This window comes from Streptomyces sp. NPDC017943 (assembly GCF_044328425.1).
In the GTDB taxonomy this organism is placed as follows: domain Bacteria; phylum Actinomycetota; class Actinomycetes; order Streptomycetales; family Streptomycetaceae; genus Streptomyces; species Streptomyces djakartensis_A.
On the sequence record NZ_JBIRHH010000095.1, the window covers coordinates 1 to 1,097 of the forward strand.

3 protein-coding genes and 1 pseudogene are annotated in these 1,097 nt (G+C 65.5%); 3 read left to right on the plus strand and 1 reads right to left on the minus strand.

Annotated elements, in window-relative coordinates:
• The first annotated feature begins 82 nt into the window (after positions 1–82).
• Positions 83–286 carry a transposase gene (locus ACH4C6_RS36490; RefSeq protein ID WP_398112854.1) on the plus strand — a complete coding sequence of 68 codons (204 nt, stop codon included), beginning with the start codon at positions 83–85 and terminating at the stop codon, positions 284–286.
• Here ACH4C6_RS36490 and ACH4C6_RS36495 read toward each other — a convergent pair.
• Positions 252–539 carry a hypothetical protein gene (locus tag ACH4C6_RS36495; protein ID WP_398112852.1) on the minus strand — a complete coding sequence of 96 codons (288 nt, stop codon included), beginning with the start codon at positions 537–539 and terminating at the stop codon, positions 252–254. The genes ACH4C6_RS36490 and ACH4C6_RS36495 overlap by 35 nt on opposite strands.
• On the opposite strand from ACH4C6_RS36495, the pseudogene ACH4C6_RS36500 reads away from it, so the two are divergent.
• Both ACH4C6_RS36500 and ACH4C6_RS36505 read left to right on the plus strand, forming a co-directional pair.
• Positions 432–712, plus strand: a pseudogene (locus tag ACH4C6_RS36500) (transposase family protein); the annotation flags it as partial. The gene ACH4C6_RS36495 and the pseudogene ACH4C6_RS36500 overlap by 108 nt on opposite strands.
• Positions 713–718: 6 nt before the next feature.
• Positions 719–1,097: hypothetical protein (locus tag ACH4C6_RS36505; protein ID WP_398112853.1), on the plus strand; the 379-nt coding region annotated here is incomplete at its 3' end.

The following is a 1,097-nucleotide window of genomic DNA, read 5'->3' on the forward strand; positions in this document are numbered from 1 at the left end:
CTAGGCAAGAGGCACTCCGCGGCGACGCGGGAGGCGATCAGTGCGGGGCATGCGGCGCGGGGCGAGGTAGCGCGCAGGGAGGCTGCCCTGCAGGGCAGTGCGACGAAGGGTCGGCAGGGGCGTAGTGCTGCCGAAGAGATGGCTGGTGGAGCGCACGTTCGCGTGGCTGATGCACTCACGCCGGCTGGCCCGCGACTACGAGACGCGCACCGACACCTCGGAGGCTGTGATCAAGTGGGCGATGAGCACAGTCATGAGCCGCCGCCTCGCCCGACGGGCACGCTGAACAGCCCCGGACGCTCCTCCGCCAGCCAGCCCCGCGCGGCCAGCCGCTTGGCTTTCGACCGCGCCCCTTCCACCTTCGCCGGGACCGGCTCCAGTCCGAGCGTGGCCGCGAGCTGGCGACAGTCCATCGCCTCCGCACGCGTCTCCTTATCCTCGCCGACCGCGCCTACCAGGGTGCCGGCGCCACCGTCCGCACTCCCTACTACCGCCACCACGAACTTCCCGAGCACTACCAGCAGTACAACCGTGACCACGCCCGGCTCCCAGCACCGGGCGAACGCGCCTTCGCCCGCCTCAAGCAATGGCGGACCCTCCGCAAGGGTGCAGCACCAACCGCATCGGTTACACGGTCGCTGCCATCCACGCCACCGAAATCGCCTGGCGCTCAAGAAGAGAAGCGTTCACTGACTGTGCGTCATGCACATGAGCGTGCATGATGGTCACCATGCCGATATCACCGAAGCACCCGACCGAACTGGCTCCACGAGCGCAGAATGAGCCCTGGCTGCGCGAAGAGGGGCAGTTGAAACGCATCGTGGGACAGGTGCAGACGCTGATCCAAAGACGGAGGGAACTCCTGGAACTGCGCATGAATTGGTCGGACATTCCGCCTGAGTCAGGGCGTGAAGGACACCTGCGCAGGCTTGATATGCAGAAAGAGCACGCCGATCGGCAGCAGCTTATGAGCAATATGAGTGACGATCTGTGTAAGCTGGGCTACTATCTCTGGCGGCGACAGTTGAACCTCATCGCCCAATACGAGACCATTCCCATGGTTAGCTCCCTCGGATACCTCCCCCCCGAGGGGCTAG